Below are 15,001 nucleotides of genomic sequence, written 5' to 3'. Positions count from 1 at the left end.
AGCCGCGTCATTATAGGACGAATAGCTACTCCCATTCAATTTCCGAGAATGCTGCAGTTGCGTTGCGGGCGTTGTAATCGTCGAACAATTGCCAGCGCGGCCGCTCGGCTGCCGCGGCATGCTCCGCCGCGGCCGTGATCGGCTTGCCGCTTGCGACCAGCGCGCGGACGTCCGCGGCCAGCGTCTCAAGATACCGCCGCTCGTCGGCAAGCGCTGCAGGCCATGCACTCACGGGTCCGTGACCGGGAACCACGCGCTCGGCGGGAATAGCCTGGAGCTCGTCGAGCGCACGCAGCCAGCCCTTGAGGCTGCCGTCGACCACCGGAATATGTTCGAGGAACACCAGATCGCCGGCGAACAGGGTGCCGGTGCGTTGATCGAACACGGTGAGGTCGTTGTCGCTGTGGGCGGGGGGCCATGCCTTCAGGGTGAGGGCCCGTCCACCGAGGTCGAGCTTCAGCGTGTCCGCGACCAGAACGGTCGGCGGAATGATGCGGACCTCGTCGATCAACGCATCGCCCATGGTCCGGCGAAAACCGTCGAGATAGAATTGCCCGCGCGCCGCCAGCGCTTGAGGCAAGGCCTTGTGGCCGACGAAGCTGGTCCCGTCAACCACGAACGCCGCGTTGCCGAAGCTATGATCCGGATGCGCGTGGGTGTTGATCACATAGCGGATCGGTTTGTCGCTATGGCTGCGCACCGCGGCGAGCAATTGCCGCCCTTCGCGGACACTGCCGCCGGTGTCGACGACGGCAATGGCGCTGTCGCCGACCACGAAGCCGACATTGGCGATGGCGCCTTCGTTGTCGCGCGTCATCAATGCAGTGACCCCGGTGTGAACGAATATTCCGGGGGCGACTTCGCTCACAGGCAATTCCGCTTCTTGAGCCCGCGCTATGGTCGGCGCCCAAAGCATCAGGAGCAGCGCAAGCACCGAACCGCCATGAGCCATGTTTCCGCCTCAGTTTTCCCGGGACGCGCGATCGATGTCGTCGCGCTCCAGTTTGCGCTGCAACAAGCAACGCGGCACCGTCGCGATCATTATCCCTGTTGCACGTCATCGTGCGCCGGGCAATTGGTGGATGGCGGCAATCCGTCCGATCAAGAGGAGACCGCGCAATGAGAGTTGTCGGATGCCGTCCTGTTCTGCTCGCGCTTGCCAGCTTCATCGTCTGTTTCGCCGGCCGCGACATCGCGCGCGCGCAGGTCAACGAGCAGGGCGAACTCTCCATCGAGCTGGTCGATCCCAAGGTGCTTCGCATCTGCGCCGATCCGCGCAACCTGCCGTTCTCGAATGACAAGGGCGAGGGCTTTGAGAACAAGATCGGCGAGCTGTTCGCCGAGAAGCTGCAAAAGAAGCTCGATTATATGTATTTCCCGCAGGCGACCGGCTTCGTGCGGATCACGCTCGGCTCGCATCGCTGCGACGTGATCATGGGCTTTCCGCAAGGCGACGACCTCGCGCAAGGCACCAATCCCTATTACCGCACGGCCTATGCGATCGTCGCCAAGCGGGGAAGCGGACTGGACGAGGTCACGACGCTCGAGGATGAGCGGCTGAAGGGCAAGCATATTGGCATCGTCGCCGGAACGCCGCCCGCGACCAACATGGCCATCAACGGCCTGATGAGCAATGCGAAGCCTTATCCGCTGATGATCGACACGCGCTACGATTCCTCGGCCGAGGCGATGATGAACGATCTCGAGAAGGGCGAGATAGACGCCGGCATCCTGTGGGGGCCGATGGCGGGCTTTTATGCCAAGAAGGCGAACCCGCCGCTGCATGTCACGCCGCTGCTCAAGGAGACCACGGGACCCAAGCTGGTCTATCGCATCGGCATGGGCGTGCGGGCGTCCGACCAGAACTGGAAGCGGCAGCTCAATCGCCTGATCCAGGAGAACCAGCCGGCCATCAACAAGATCCTGCTCGACTTCGGCGTTCCGCTGCTCGACGAGAACGACCGTCCGATCGGGCCGGAGACCGCGACCAAATCGCCATGATCAGGCTCGCGGCCATGCTTGCGGTGGTATTGCTGGCCGCTTCGCATGTCCGCGCGCAGGACCCGCCTGCAGAGCCCGAGGGCTACCGCACCGAGGATTATCGCGCGCCGGTGCCGATCACTCTTGCGGGCGCGCGCGTCCTCACGACCGCGGAAGCGGCAGCGACCTGGCGCGACAAGTCCGGCGCCTTCGTCGACGTGCTGCCGCGCGCGCCGAAGCCTAATCTGCCGGCCGGCACGGTGTGGCGCGAGCGGCCGCATCGCGACATTCCCGGCAGCATCTGGCTGCCCGACACCGGCTATGGCAAGCTCGCCGCATCGACCGAGGACTATATGCGACGCGGCCTGGTCCGCGCCTCCGGCGACGACAGGGCCAGATTGCTGGTGATCTACTGCCAGGAAAATTGCTGGATGTCGTGGAACGCCGCCAAGCGCGTGCTTTCCTACGGCTACCGCAACGTGGCGTGGTATCCGGACGGAACCGACGGGTGGGGACGCGCCAATCTGCCGCTGGCGGATGCGGAGCCCGAGCCGCGCGAGGGCGAGCAGTGAGCCCGCCCTCACGCGGCCAGGAAAATCTCCAGCGAATTACTTCTGCTTGTCGAGCTTATTGATGGTCTTGCCGCCGTCGCCGTCCGTGGTGGTGAACGTCACCTTGTCGCCGGCGTGAAGCTCCTCTAGCGACTGTCCCTTGGCCACCTTGTATTCCTGAATGGCGCCGCCGGCCGCGCCCACTGTGCCGGCTTGTGTCTGCTGGATCGAGATGGTTCCACTCAGTCGGTCAATCTTGGTGACCATTCCGGACATGGATTGCTGGGCCAAAGCCGCTGTGGTGATCAGGCTCGCGGCGGCGAGGCTGGTCATGACGATCTTGGCTGCTCTCATCGAGGTCTCCCAACTTCAGATATAGTTGGAGACAACGAGCGGGCAGGGCAGTTTGTTCCGGCGGCGCGGTGGTAATCGTCGGGGCGGTCGGTCGCAGGCCTAATCCAGCTCCTGCTGGATGGTGCGGCCGAGCGCAAACAGCCGCTGATCGATGATGGTCGGCACCTCGCAGACGAATTTCACCACGCGTCCGCGGTCCTCGAATATCCGCGTCTCCCAGACCAGCTGATTGCCGAGCTCGTCGACCTTGGCCTGGTCCGGCGGCGTGGCATCCTGCAGCGCCTGCAGCGCGATCGTATCGGCGCGGATCTTTTCCGCGGCCTCGCGCTGCTTGCGCATCACGCGCTCCAGCCCATTCATGACCGAGGCCCGCTGACCGTTGAGCGTATCGAACAGGCCCGCGAACAGCAGTTTTCCCGCATTGGCCTTGTCGGCCGCGGCGGCCGACAGGAACTCGGTGATCTCCTTCTGCGCATCCTCGAGCGGAACGCGGCGCGCCGCGAGTCTGGTCGCAAGTTGGCTGATCTTCGGATCGTCCCTCCACTTGGTCTCGGCATCGCCGAGCGGCGGCCCGGCCCAGACTGCGGCGAGCGAGATCTCGGGCACCTTGGCCTGCGCGCACGGCCAGTCCGGGTAACGCGGGTCGGCACCGAACGCGACCTGGTTCGACAGGACCATCGCGAGCAGCGCGCCGAGTGCTGGCCGCAAGCCTGTCATGCCTCGCCTCCGCCAGGTCCGCGGCGCACCAGGCCGCGCGATGGATCGTAGGCCAGGATCGCGCCGATCATGAACACCACCGTGCAGCCGCCGACCACCGCGAGCGAAACCCAGTTCATCTTGCCGTAGAGCGCAAACCGGATCAGCTCCACCGCATGCGTGAACGGATTGCACTGGCAGACATAATACAGCATCGGGCTGCCTTCCTGTACCCGCCAGAGCGGATAGAGGGCGGACGATGCAAAGAACATCGGGAAGATCACAAAGTTCATCACGCCGGCGAAATTCTCCAGCTGTTTGATGCTGGCCGAGATCAGCATGCCCAGTGCGCCGAGCATCAGGCCCGACAGCACCAGCGCCGGAAGCACGGTGAGGTAACCGAGGGTCGGCGGCGTGATGTCCCAGAACCACGCAATCAGCAGGAAGGCATAGACCTGGAGCAGCGACACCGCTGTGCCGGCGAGTAGTTTGCAGAACAGGAGATAGCCGCGCGGTAGCGGGCTGACCAGCAGCGTGCGCATGTTGCCCATCTCGCGGTCATAGACCATCGACAGCGACGATTGCATGCCGTTGAACAGCTGGATCATCGCCATCAGGCCGGGCGCGATATAGACCTCGTAGAGAATGTAGGTCTCATAAGGCGGGATGATCGAGATGCCGAGCACCTGACGGAAGCCGGCCGCGAAGATGAATAGCCAGACCAGTGGCCGGACCAGCGCCGAGACGAAGCGCTCGCGCTGATGCAGGAAGCGCAGTGCCTCGCGCCATACGATGCCGTTCAGGCAGACGATGTATTCCGACACCGAGAAGCCGCTTCGCTCAGGCGTGACCGTCGTGCTGCTCATGTTGGTGGTTTTCCGGTAAGGGTTGCCGTTCCGGTCAGGCGCATGAATGCGGTGTTGACGTCCTGGGCGCCGGCGTCCGCGATCACGCGCGACATCGGGCCGTGCGCCAGCATCCGGCCCTGATGCAGCACCACAAGGTCGTCGCCCGGCATGATCTCGTCGAACAGATGCGTCGCCCAGAGCACGCCGATGCCCTGTTCGGTGACGAGCTGGCGGACATGGTCGAGAATGTCGGCGCGCGCCTTGACGTCGAGCCCGACGGTGGCCTCGTCGAGCAGCAGCAGCCGCGGCCGGTGCAGCAGCGCGCGGGCGATCTCGAGCCTTCGCATCTGGCCGCCCGAGAGATCGCGCACCTTGCTCGTGGCGCGGTCGGCAAGCCCGATGCGGCCGAGCACCTCGGCGCTGCGCAGCCGCGCCTCGCGCCGGGAGATGCCGTGCAGCGCGGCGTGATACAGCAGGTTCTGCGTCAGCGAGAGATCGAGATCGAGCGTGCGCGACTGGAACACGACGCCCATCAGCCTCAGCGCTTCACCGGGCGTTCGGCTGATGTCGTGGCCGAAGATGCTGATCCGCCCGTTCTGGATGCCGAACAGCCGCGTCACCAGCGAGAACAACGTGCTCTTGCCGGCGCCATTGAGGCCCAGCAGAGCGGTGAAGCTTGCAGGCTGAACCGTGAAATTGACGTCGATCAAGGCGCGCCGCGGACCGTAGCTGTGGCTGACATTGCCGATCGACAGCGCCGGCTGTACGGCCGCTGTGGGACTTGCATCCGGCGAGGGCTGGCTCGCGATATGGGCATCGGTTGCGGTCATGGCTGCGCGATCGTGATCCCCCAGGGCAGTTCGCCGACCTGAATGGTCTTGATCACCTTCTGGGCCGCGACGTCGATCACCGAGACATCGTTCGAGACGCCGTTGGTGACCATCAGATATCTTTCGTCCGGGGTGAAATCCATGTGCCAGACGCGTTGGCCGACCAGAAGATATTTGAGGACCTTGTGGGTCGCGCCGTCGACCACCGCGACGCGGTTGGCGGGGCCGAGCGCAACGAATGCGATCTTGCCGTCCCTGGTCATGCCGATGCCGACGGGCTGGATCGCCTCGTTGCGCAGGCCCGGGATTTCGAAGGTGATTTTGCCGGTCACCTCGCGCTTGACCGGATCGATGATCGACACCGTGCCGCCGATCTCGGAGGAAACCCACAATTCGGAGCCGTCGCGCTTGAACTGGGCGAAGCGCGGCCGCGAATCGACCAGCACGTTGGCGACGATCTGGCGCGTCGTCGTGTCGATGAAATGCGCCATGTTGGTGGTTTCGGACGTGTTGATCAGGATCTTGCCATCCGGGCTGATCGCCATGCCCTCGGGCTCGACGCCGACCTGGATGTCGCCGAGCCGGGCTCGCTTCTCGAGATCGATCACAGTGACCGTGTTGTCGTTCTCGTTGGCGACATACATGGTCTTGCCGGCGGCATCCTGGGTGAACAATTCAGGGTCGGGGCCGGAGGGCAGGGTGTCGACGATCTCCTGGGTCTTGGTATCGATCACCTGGATCGTGTCGTCGTCACCGACCGCGACCATCACGAACTTGCCGTCGCGCGAGAACTCGATGCCGCGCGGCCGCTGGCCGACCTTGATGGTCTTGGTCACCGTCCAGCTGTCGGTGTCGATCACCGTGACGGTGTTGCCCTTCTCGTTGGAGACGTAGGCAACGAAGGCGGACGCCGGTGTCGCGGCAAGCCAAACCAGCATCCCGGTCAACAGACAGCGGCGCCACATGCGTTTCATCTCCCTCACTGCAGCTTGCACTTCGTTTCAGGCCGGTCAACACCGAGTGTGTCGAGCTCGGAGACCTGATGCAGGAAACCTTCCTGCGGCGAGACCGAAACGACCATACGACCATCGGCCAGCAGGATCGGTTGGCGGAGCTGCAGATTCCAGTCGCGCAGGGTCAATCGCGTGCCCTTGAAGGCCGCGATCGAGAAATCCTTGCCCTTGAGGAAGGCGATGACCTTCTTGGGATCGCCCGAATTGGTGCGGGACGTGGCTTCGCCGATCATGCGCGCAGCCGTCCAGGCCTGCATGTCGAGCGCCGTCATGCGGCGCATGTTCAGCTTGACGAAGCGGTTCTGGATCTGGACCGCTCCCCATTGGTCATGCGCGGCGTCCCAGCTGGTCGGCACCAGGCCCGCCGAGCCCGCCACGGGACGCGGGTCCCAGGTCCGGTAGGGCAGATAGTTCGCGAACACCTCGCTCTCGTCGGCGGCGACCAGCACGTCATAAGCCGGCGCTTGCTGCGTGAATACCGGCATCTGACGCTGGATCAGCGTCACGCCAGAGTCGGTGCGGCGCGCGCCGCCGGTGTCCTCGAATGTCCGTTCCTGGACGATCTTAGCGCCGAAGCGCGTGGCGGCACGGCGCAGCGCGTCGGCGTAGAGCTTGTCCTGATCATGCGAGCCGGTCACCAGCAGCCAGCGCTTCCACTGCTTCCACACCAGATACTGGCCAAGCGCGTCCGCCAGCATCGAGCGTGTCGGCGCGACATGGATGACATTGGCACGGCAGTCCTGCTCGCGCAGCCGATCGTCGATCGCGCCGGCATTGAGCAGCACGGTGCCGCGATCGCGCAGCGCGTCGGCGACCTTGAGCAGGGCGTCGGCGGGCAGGTCGGTGATGATATAATCGTTGCGGCCAGCGAGATCGGTCGCGACCTTGGCGACATCGTCGCTGTCCTTGACCTTGATCTCGTCGAGCACGAAGCGCTGGTTGAGGAATTTTCCGGTCGTATTGTTGTCCTCGATCGCAAGGCGTGCGCCGGCGATGCCGTCATTGTCGGCCGGTTGCTCGACCAGCGAGAGCGTCGACTTGATGCCGGCATGGCCGAGATAGCCGATGTGGACCTCGACGGGATCAGCCGCCAGCGCTCCGGTCGCCACCATGCTGAGCGCGATCGTGCCGATCAGCCATCGGAACATAACTCCTCCCGTAGTCATTCTTCACTCGGCGCGGCGTTGCCGAAAAGCGGATTCCGCTTTTCCGGGCCATGCGTTGACGTGCAAGATGCCGGAATTGGCCTGGCTTGCAACCCCGCTTTTTGTCGTTGCGCGGTACCAAATTTGGATTGGTTCACAATCATGAGATCAGCGTTCGTCTTCGTCATATCTTTGCTGCTGATATCTGCGGCGCGCGCCGAACCGCCAAAGCTCGCGGTGTTCGACCTCGAGATGATCGACACCAGCCTTCAAGGGGAGGTCGACGGGCCGCGGACCGACGAACAGGCGCGGTTGCTGCGCACCGGCGATCAGGCGCGCAAGGAGCTTGCAGATTCCGGCAAGTTCCACGTGATCGATATCGCGCCGATCAATGCTGCGGCGCACGGCAGCAATCTTCAGGCCTGCGGCGGATGCGACGTGAAGCTGGCCGGCGAGCTGGGCGCCGATCTCGCGATGACCGGCGTGGTGCAGAAGGTCTCCAATCTGATCCTCAACATCAATCTCTATCTGCGCGACGTCCATACCGGGCAATTGGTGGCAGCAGTGAGCGCCGACATGCGCGGCAATACCGACGAATCCTGGTCGCGCGCAACCGACTACCTCGTGCGCAACCGCCTGCTCGCGCCGAACTACGGCGCCCCGCAAGCGCGGTAGCTGCGGGTACAAATGTGCGACCGTCATCCTGAGGTGCGAGCCTCTTCGGCGAGCCTCGAAGGATGAATCGGCCACCAGCCGGGCCGTGCATCCTTCGAGACGCGCTACGCGCTCCTCAGGATGACGGGGAGGGATTGGCTCACGCCTTCAACCGTGCGGCGTGCCAGCGCAGGTGATCGGCCATGAAGGTCGAGATGAAGTAATAGCTGTGGTCGTAGCCGAGCTGACGCCGCAAGGTGAGGGGGATGTTGGCCTTCTCGCAAGCCGCCTTCAGGAGCTCGGGCCGCAGCTGTTCGGTGAGAAATCCGTCGGCATCGCCATAGTCGACCAGCAGATCGGAGAAGCGGGCGCCGTCCTCGATCAGCGCGACCGCGTCGTGCTTGCGCCACGCCTGCTTGTTGCTGCCGAGATAGCCGCCCAGCGCCTTGTTGCCCCACGGCACCTGCGATGGCGCCACGATCGGCGCAAACGCACTCGCCGCGCGATAGCGATCGGGATAGCGCAGCGCCACCGTCAGCGCACCATGGCCGCCCATGGAGTGACCGAGGATCGATTGCCGCGCCGTGTCGACCGGGAATTGCTCGGCGATCAATTTTGGCAATTCCTCGGTGACGTAGCTCCACATCCGGTAATTGGTCGCGAACGGCTGCTCGGTCGCATCGACATAGAAGCCTGCGCCGAGGCCAAAATCGTAAGCGTTGGCGGGATCGCCGGGGACGCCTTCGCCGCGCGGGCTGGTGTCGGGCGCGACGAAGATCAGGCCGAGCTCGGCACATGCCTGCCGGAACTCACCCTTCTCGGTGACGTTGGCGTGCGTGCAGGTTAGGCCCGACAGATAGCTGACGACAGGCAGCTTGGCGCCGGCCGCATGATCAGGGACAAACACCGAGAAGGTCATATCGGTCTTGGTCTCGCGGCTTGGATGCCGGTAGACGCCTTGCGTGCCGCCATGCGACTTGTTCTGGGAAACCGTCTGCATTGCCATATTCCTCCGTGTTGGCGCGCGGCGTCGTCAGCCGACGCCGCTCTCGATCGCGAGGCGCACCAGCTCTGCCGAGGTGCGCACGCCAAGCTTCTGGCGCATGATCGATGACGTGTTCGCGACCGTCTTGTAAGACGAATGCACCAGCCAGGCGATCTCCGACAGGCTCTTGCCGGAACTGAGCAGGCGCAGGATCTCCATCTCGCGCGAGGTCAGCTTGGAGAGCGGATTTTGCGCAAAGCCCGGCCGCGCAAAGGCGACGTTGCGTGCGATCGCCGGCGGCAGGTAGACGCCGCCATTGCCGACCTCACGCACGGCCTCCACCAGATCGTTGGGATCGCCGGTCTTCGAGACGTAGCCCTTGGCGCCGATGTCGATGGCGCGGGCGGCGAACACCGGGTCGTCGTTCATGCTGAACATGATGAGGCGCGCGGATGCATCGCGCGACAGGATGCGGCGGGCCAGCTCGAAGCCGGAGACCGTCGGCAGGTTGATGTCGATCACGCAGAGATCGGGCTTCTCCGCGACGAACGCCCGTTCGCCGCTTTCGGCATCCGCAGCTTCCAGCAGGGTGATCTCGGGATCGTCGGCGAACACGGTGCGACAGCCGGAAGCAACGATGGGATGATCATCAACGATCAGAATGCGCATGGCGTTGTTCCGGCGACCTGCTTCGACTAGCTCATCATTACATCGATTTGCACGAAGAACACCTCGGTTCCGACCGGTTGTGCACCTCGCACGAGATTGCGATAGGGTGCGATTAGATAGCCGGGCAAATTTGGCTGTCAACGATCCTCTCGGAGGAGGGATCGCGGTCGGGGGCAACGTCATGTGGCAAAAGCTATCCTTGCGCGCACGGATCAACCTGCTGCTGGCGCTGATACTGGCGCTTGGGTTGGGCATCAATATTGCGCGGCTCGTGCTGGAAGCGGGGCCGCGTGTCCAGGCCGAGGACCAGAGCGTGATCCGGCTGGCGCGCGAGTTTGTTACGACGATGGTGACCGGTCTCGACGAGGCGCCGGATCCGGATGCGCGGCTCGACCAGATCGTCCAGGACCTGAGCCGGCTGCGTCATGTCAGCATCACGCGGCAGGATGACGCGACCGCAAAGTCTGCCGAGCGCCTGGCGGAGGCAGGCGATCCGCGCGCCCCGCCTGAGTGGTTCGTCGCGCTGGTTCATCCCGAGCAGACTTCGGTGCGGGTGCCGATCTCGGTTCACGGCAAGCCGCAATCGCTCGTCATCACCTCGCATCCCGACGATGAAATGGCTGAGATCTGGGACGGCATCGTCACCCAGATCGAGGTCGGCTCCGCGATCGCGGTGGCGCTGCTGCTGGTGACCATGCTGGTGGTCGGCCGCGCACTTGCGCCGCTGGAAGCGCTGTCGCAGGCCATGACCGGTATCGAGGCCGGGGATTACGACGCGCGCGTCGAGCCCGGCGGATCGCCTGAATTGGCTGCGATCTGTGCCAAACTGAACCATTTGGCGGCGACCCTTGGCGAGGCCGTGGACAGCAAGCGGCAGCTGGCCGAACGTGCGGTCTCGCTGCAGGATTCCGAACGCAAGGAGATCGCGCGCGAATTGCACGATGAGTTCGGGCCCTATCTGTTCGCGCTGCGCGCGCATGCCGGCGCACTGACGCGGCTGTCGGAGGTCGAAAAGCCCGATCCTGCTGCGCTACGTAAGCACGGCAGCGCCATCCTCGAGCAGGTCAACGCGCTTCAGCAGTTCACTCGCCGCATCCTGGAGCGATTGCGGCCGGTGGGATTGGCGGAGCTTGGGCTTGCTGAAGCGCTTGGCGCGCTGGTGCGGCTGTGGGGCGAGACCCACCCGGAGGTGGAGATCGAGAGCAGCATATCGCCTGATCTCGGCGAGACCGGCGAGACGGCCGATCTGACGATCTATCGCATCGTCCAGGAAGCGCTCACCAACGTATTCCGCCACGCCGGCGCAACGGCAGTCGATATCACGATCGAGCCTGCGGAGCGGCAGACCGGCCCGCGCGGCGGCCGGGGCTGCGCGCTGGTGCGTGTCCGCGACAACGGCCGCGGCCTGCTCAGGGATCACCGGCTTGGCCGCGGTTTGACTGGCATGCAGGAGCGAATCCTCGCGCTCGGAGGCACGCTCAAGATCAATTCCAGCGATGATGGCGTGACGGTCGAGGCGCTGGTGCCAAAGGCTGCGCAGGCTTAGGGCGCGGTTCGCGGCCAGTATGTGACGACAGCCCATGCCAGCGCGAGCGCACTGGCGATCCAGAGCACGATGATCGCGATCATTCCCGCTCGACTGGTCGGGCGCTGCAAGACGGCACTGGCATTGGCGCGGCATTCAGCCATCACCTCATCCGGAACGAGCGAGATCGCAAGCCAGATGCCGAGCGGCAGCAGGATCAGATCGTCGAGATAGCCGATGACCGGGATGAAATCCGGGATCAGGTCGATGGGGGAGAGCGCATAGGCCGCGATGGCGACGGCGAGGGCCTTTGCGTACCACGGTACGCGCGGATCACGCGACGCGAGATACAGCGCAACGCTGTCTCGTTTCAGGTTGCGCGCCCAAGCTTTGATTGAGGAAAGTTTGATTGAGGATAGCTTGATGGACGGCATGGCGTGGCGCCTGCACGCCCGGCGAAACGCTATTCCAGCACCACATCGACCGGTATGCCGCCGTGCAGACCCTTGTGCACGGAGGAGGGGGCAATGCCAAAATACTTCCGGAATACGCGGCTGAAATGCGATGAGCTCGAGAAGCCCCAGGAGAAGGCGACGTCCGTGATGGTCTTGCCGTTCTGGGATTCCAGCTCCTGTCGGCAATTTTGCAGCCGGGCCTTCCAGATGTAGTCGCTGACCGTCATGCCACGATCGCTGAACAGCATGTGCAGATAGCGCTTCGAGCAGCCGAGCGCCGCGGAAATGCGGTCGATGCAAAGATCGGGATCGCGCAGATGTTCGCGGATGAAGCCCTGGGCCCGCACATAGGTCGCCTCGGCGCTGCCGCGGTCGAACATCGCGCCGGTCTCGCGCAGCGGCAGCAGCAGCAGGTCGATTAGCGCATCGGCCACGCCGACGGCGTTGACCGGGGTCAGCGTGGGCGCTTCGCCGAACGCGGCATGGACGAAATCATAGGCGATGCGGCCAGTGCCGTTGCGCGCCGAGAGCTTGCACGGCGCCATCTTGGAGAGCTGGAAGCCGCGCTCCTTGAGCAGGTCCTTCGGAACGATGACGACCTCGTGACGCGTCAGGGACGGGCTGATGATGGTGTGCGGACACGACACGTCGTAGGCGAAGCAGTCGCCCGGCATGATGTCGAAGTGCAGACCGTCCTGCTCGAAATGCGAGACGCCGTGGGTCTGGAAGACGATCTTGATGTAGGGATGCTCGCTCAGCCTGATGCGCGAGACGGTATGGGCGATGCGATGCTGGCTTGCCTCGATCTGGCACAGCTTCAATCGCGATACCGTCGTGAAATTGATCCGGCCCTCGAGCGAGGATCCTTCCAGCGCATCGACGTCGAACTGACCGCACAGGTCAGTGAGCGCATCCGACCAGCGCTGGATCTGACGCTTGGGCGTCAATCCGTTCGTGCTGAGTGAATGGACTGTATCGGACATCTTTCCAGCCACCGATTCGATCCCCAACGTGACTGCTCACCGAGCTGAAATCTGGCCCGGGATGATGCGCCTTCTCCCTGATTCTGAAGAGCTTAGGGAGGCGGCGGGACTTCTTCCCGGATAATGTCGGGTGATCCTCCGACTTAGTTCTGGGCGCGTCAAGCGCAACCTTGGGCCGGTTCTACTTCGACGCAGGAACAGCACTGAAGACGTTTGATGCCCTGCAACATGAAGCAGCCTTACCTGCCAATTCGCGGCCCGACCCTGCCAATTCGCGGCCCGACGGCAAAAATCTGACGATGCTTCGCTTCTGAGCAAACGGCGCTTCGCTGCTGGGCAAGTCAGCGCGGTTCGATGGGACTACCAGTGAGGTACCAAAATGGAAGAAGTGGGGCCGTTTCGGCGGAAACCCTTGAGCTCATGAACCTGGGAGGAAATCCACGATGCGCAAGCTGCTTTACGCGACCAGCCTTGGGGCAATGGCGGTGTTCGCCGCCGGAGCTGCCAACGCCAATGACGAACTCCACAAGATGTCGCAGAACCCGAAAGACTGGGTGATGCCGACCGGCGATTACACCAATCAGCGCTATTCGAAGCTGAATCAGATCAACGCCCAGAACGTCGGAAAGTTGCAGGTAGCGTGGACGTTTTCGACCGGCGTGCTGCGCGGCCACGAGGGCGGCCCGCTGATCATCGGCAACATGATGTACGTGCATACGCCGTTCCCGAACAAGGTCTACGCTATTGACCTTTCCAAGGACAATCAGATCGTCTGGAAGTACGAGCCGAAGCAGGATCCGAACGTTATTCCGGTGATGTGCTGCGACACGGTTAATCGCGGCGTCGCCTATGGTGACGGCAAGATCATCCTGCATCAGGCCGACACCACGCTGGTCGCGCTCGATGCGAAGACCGGCAAGGTGGAGTGGAGCGTCAAGAACGGCGATCCGAGCAAGGGATCGACCGGAACGTCGGCGCCGATGGTCGTCAAGGACAAGGTCCTGGTCGGCATCTCCGGCGGCGAGTTCGGCGTTCAGGCCCACATGACGGCCTATGACCTCAAGACCGGCAAGCTGGTCTGGCGTGGCTTCTCGGAAGGTCCGGATGACCAGCTTCTGGTCGACGACAAGACCACCGAGCTTGGCAAACCGATCGGCAAGGACTCGAGCCTGAAGACGTGGCAAGGCGATCAGTGGAAGATCGGCGGCGGCGCGACCTGGGGCTGGATCTCCTACGATCCCGAACTCAACCTCGTCTATTACGGATCGGGCAACCCCTCGACCTGGAATCCGAAGCAGCGTCCCGGCGACAACAAGTGGTCGATGACGATCTGGGCGCGTAACCCGGATACCGGTGTTGCCAAGTGGGTCTATCAGATGACGCCCCATGACGAATGGGACTATGACGGCGTCAACGAGATGATCCTCTCGGATCAGAGCATCGACGGCAAGGCGCGCAAGCTGTTGACGCACTTCGATCGTAACGGCCTCGGCTACACGCTCGATCGCGCCACCGGCGAACTGCTGGTCGCCGAGAAGTATGATCCGAAGGTGAACTGGACCTCCGGCGTCGACATGAACAAGAGCTCGCCGACCTATGGTCGTCCGAAGGTTCTCGACGCAGCGTCGACCGACAAGGCCGGCGAAGATCACAACGTCAAGGGCATCTGCCCGGCGGCGCTGGGTTCGAAGGACGAGCAGCCGGCGGCCTACTCGCCGGATACGCAGCTGTTCTACGTGCCGACCAACCACGTCTGCATGGACTACGAGCCATTCAAGGTGAGCTACACCGCAGGTCAGCCCTATGTCGGCGCGACGCTGTCGATGTATCCGCCTCCCGGTGAAACCAACATGGGCAACTTCATCGCCTGGGACGGAAAGACCGGCAAGATCGTGTGGTCGAACAAGGAGCAGTTCTCGGTCTGGTCGGGTGCGCTCGCGACCGCCGGCGGCGTGGTGTTCTACGGCACGCTGGAAGGCTACCTGAAGGCTGTCGACGCCAAGACGGGCAAGGAGCTCTACAAGTTCAAGACTCCGTCCGGCATCATCGGCAACGTCACCACCTATGAAAACGGCGGCAAGCAGTATGTCGCAGTTCTGTCGGGTGTTGGCGGTTGGGCAGGCATCGGCCTCGCGGCTGGTCTGACCGATCCGACGGCCGGCCTCGGTGCAGTCGGCGGCTATGCGGCCCTGAGCAACTACACCGCGCTCGGCGGAACGCTCACCGTGTTCTCGCTGCCGCAGCAGTGAGCTGAGCAAGCTCGTTCCGGCGCATGGGGTAATCTCCATGCGCCGGTCCGTCTTCAATCCGCGC

16 protein-coding genes are annotated in these 15,001 nt (G+C 63.6%); 5 read left to right on the top strand and 11 right to left on the bottom strand.

The features are described 5' to 3' along the window. Positions 1-25: 25 nt before the first annotated feature. On the bottom strand, positions 26-916 hold the full coding sequence (locus HU230_RS21355) for a quinoprotein relay system zinc metallohydrolase 2 (RefSeq protein WP_420840892.1): 891 nt from the start codon (positions 914-916) through the stop codon (positions 26-28). Positions 917-1,119: 203 nt separating this feature from the next. On the opposite strand from HU230_RS21355, the gene HU230_RS21350 reads away from it, so the two are divergent. Together HU230_RS21350 and HU230_RS21345 are read left to right on the top strand one after the other, a co-directional pair. Continuing rightward, positions 1,120-2,001, top strand: a complete 882-nt coding sequence (locus HU230_RS21350; protein ID WP_176529978.1) for a substrate-binding domain-containing protein — start codon at positions 1,120-1,122, stop codon at positions 1,999-2,001. Beyond that, complete coding sequence (locus HU230_RS21345; protein ID WP_176529979.1) at positions 1,998-2,552, top strand: PQQ-dependent catabolism-associated CXXCW motif protein; 555 nt, start codon at positions 1,998-2,000, stop codon at positions 2,550-2,552. Before HU230_RS21350 ends, HU230_RS21345 begins: the two co-directional genes overlap by 4 nt. Before the next feature lie 36 nt (positions 2,553-2,588). Here HU230_RS21345 and HU230_RS21340 read toward each other — a convergent pair whose 3' ends face one another. From HU230_RS21340 to HU230_RS21315, 6 genes are all read right to left on the bottom strand, one after another. Further along, entirely contained in the window at positions 2,589-2,885 is a 297-nt protein-coding gene (locus HU230_RS21340) for a copper-binding protein (RefSeq protein ID WP_176529980.1), read from the bottom strand. Between the two features lie 99 nt (positions 2,886-2,984). Next, a complete protein-coding gene (locus HU230_RS21335) occupies positions 2,985-3,602 on the bottom strand; it encodes a hypothetical protein (protein ID WP_420840794.1) in 618 nt (205 codons plus the stop codon). Continuing rightward, on the bottom strand, positions 3,599-4,447 hold the full coding sequence (locus HU230_RS21330; RefSeq protein WP_176529981.1) for an ABC transporter permease: 849 nt from the start codon (positions 4,445-4,447) through the stop codon (positions 3,599-3,601). The genes HU230_RS21335 and HU230_RS21330 overlap by 4 nt, the downstream gene beginning before the upstream one ends. Then, positions 4,444-5,259, bottom strand: a complete 816-nt coding sequence (locus tag HU230_RS21325) for an ABC transporter ATP-binding protein (protein ID WP_224943412.1) — start codon at positions 5,257-5,259, stop codon at positions 4,444-4,446. Before HU230_RS21325 ends, HU230_RS21330 begins: the two co-directional genes overlap by 4 nt. Beyond that, complete coding sequence (locus tag HU230_RS21320; RefSeq protein WP_176529982.1) at positions 5,256-6,233, bottom strand: YVTN family beta-propeller repeat protein; 978 nt, start codon at positions 6,231-6,233, stop codon at positions 5,256-5,258. The genes HU230_RS21325 and HU230_RS21320 overlap by 4 nt, the downstream gene beginning before the upstream one ends. Positions 6,234-6,238: 5 nt before the next feature. Then, complete coding sequence (locus tag HU230_RS21315; protein WP_176529983.1) at positions 6,239-7,420, bottom strand: ABC transporter substrate-binding protein; 1,182 nt, start codon at positions 7,418-7,420, stop codon at positions 6,239-6,241. A gap of 159 nt (positions 7,421-7,579) precedes the next feature. On the opposite strand from HU230_RS21315, the gene HU230_RS21310 reads away from it, so the two are divergent. Continuing rightward, on the top strand, positions 7,580-8,092 hold the full coding sequence (locus HU230_RS21310; RefSeq protein ID WP_176529984.1) for a DUF3280 domain-containing protein: 513 nt from the start codon (positions 7,580-7,582) through the stop codon (positions 8,090-8,092). A 139-nt stretch (positions 8,093-8,231) separates the two neighbouring features. Here the strand turns inward: HU230_RS21310 and fghA are convergent, their stop codons facing one another. Together fghA and HU230_RS21300 are read right to left on the bottom strand one after the other, a co-directional pair. Then, positions 8,232-9,077, bottom strand: a complete 846-nt coding sequence (gene fghA, locus HU230_RS21305; RefSeq protein ID WP_176529985.1) for an S-formylglutathione hydrolase — start codon at positions 9,075-9,077, stop codon at positions 8,232-8,234. Between the two features lie 27 nt (positions 9,078-9,104). Continuing rightward, positions 9,105-9,725, bottom strand: coding sequence for a response regulator transcription factor (locus HU230_RS21300; RefSeq protein WP_176529986.1), 621 nt, complete (start codon positions 9,723-9,725; stop codon positions 9,105-9,107). 181 nt (positions 9,726-9,906) lie between these two features. Between HU230_RS21300 and HU230_RS21295 the strand changes: the two genes are divergently transcribed. After that, positions 9,907-11,271, top strand: coding sequence for a histidine kinase (locus HU230_RS21295; protein WP_176529987.1), 1,365 nt, complete (start codon positions 9,907-9,909; stop codon positions 11,269-11,271). On the opposite strand, the gene HU230_RS21290 is transcribed toward HU230_RS21295, so the two are convergent. Then, positions 11,268-11,684: a YkvA family protein gene (locus tag HU230_RS21290; protein ID WP_176529988.1), complete on the bottom strand. Its 417-nt coding sequence runs from the start codon at positions 11,682-11,684 to the stop codon at positions 11,268-11,270. The genes HU230_RS21295 and HU230_RS21290 overlap by 4 nt on opposite strands. A gap of 29 nt (positions 11,685-11,713) precedes the next feature. After that, positions 11,714-12,688, bottom strand: coding sequence for a helix-turn-helix domain-containing protein (locus HU230_RS21285; RefSeq protein ID WP_176529989.1), 975 nt, complete (start codon positions 12,686-12,688; stop codon positions 11,714-11,716). A 443-nt stretch (positions 12,689-13,131) separates the two neighbouring features. Between HU230_RS21285 and xoxF5 the strand changes: the two genes are divergently transcribed. Then, a complete protein-coding gene (gene xoxF5, locus HU230_RS21280; protein WP_176529990.1) occupies positions 13,132-14,937 on the top strand; it encodes a lanthanide-dependent methanol dehydrogenase XoxF5 in 1,806 nt (601 codons plus the stop codon). Positions 14,938-15,001: the final 64 nt, after the last annotated feature.

It is taken from the genome of Bradyrhizobium quebecense (assembly GCF_013373795.3).
In the GTDB taxonomy this organism is placed as follows: Bacteria; Pseudomonadota; Alphaproteobacteria; order Rhizobiales; family Xanthobacteraceae; genus Bradyrhizobium; species Bradyrhizobium quebecense.
Note: the sequence above shows the minus strand (reverse complement) of the source record. Positions and strands in the feature narration are given on the sequence as shown.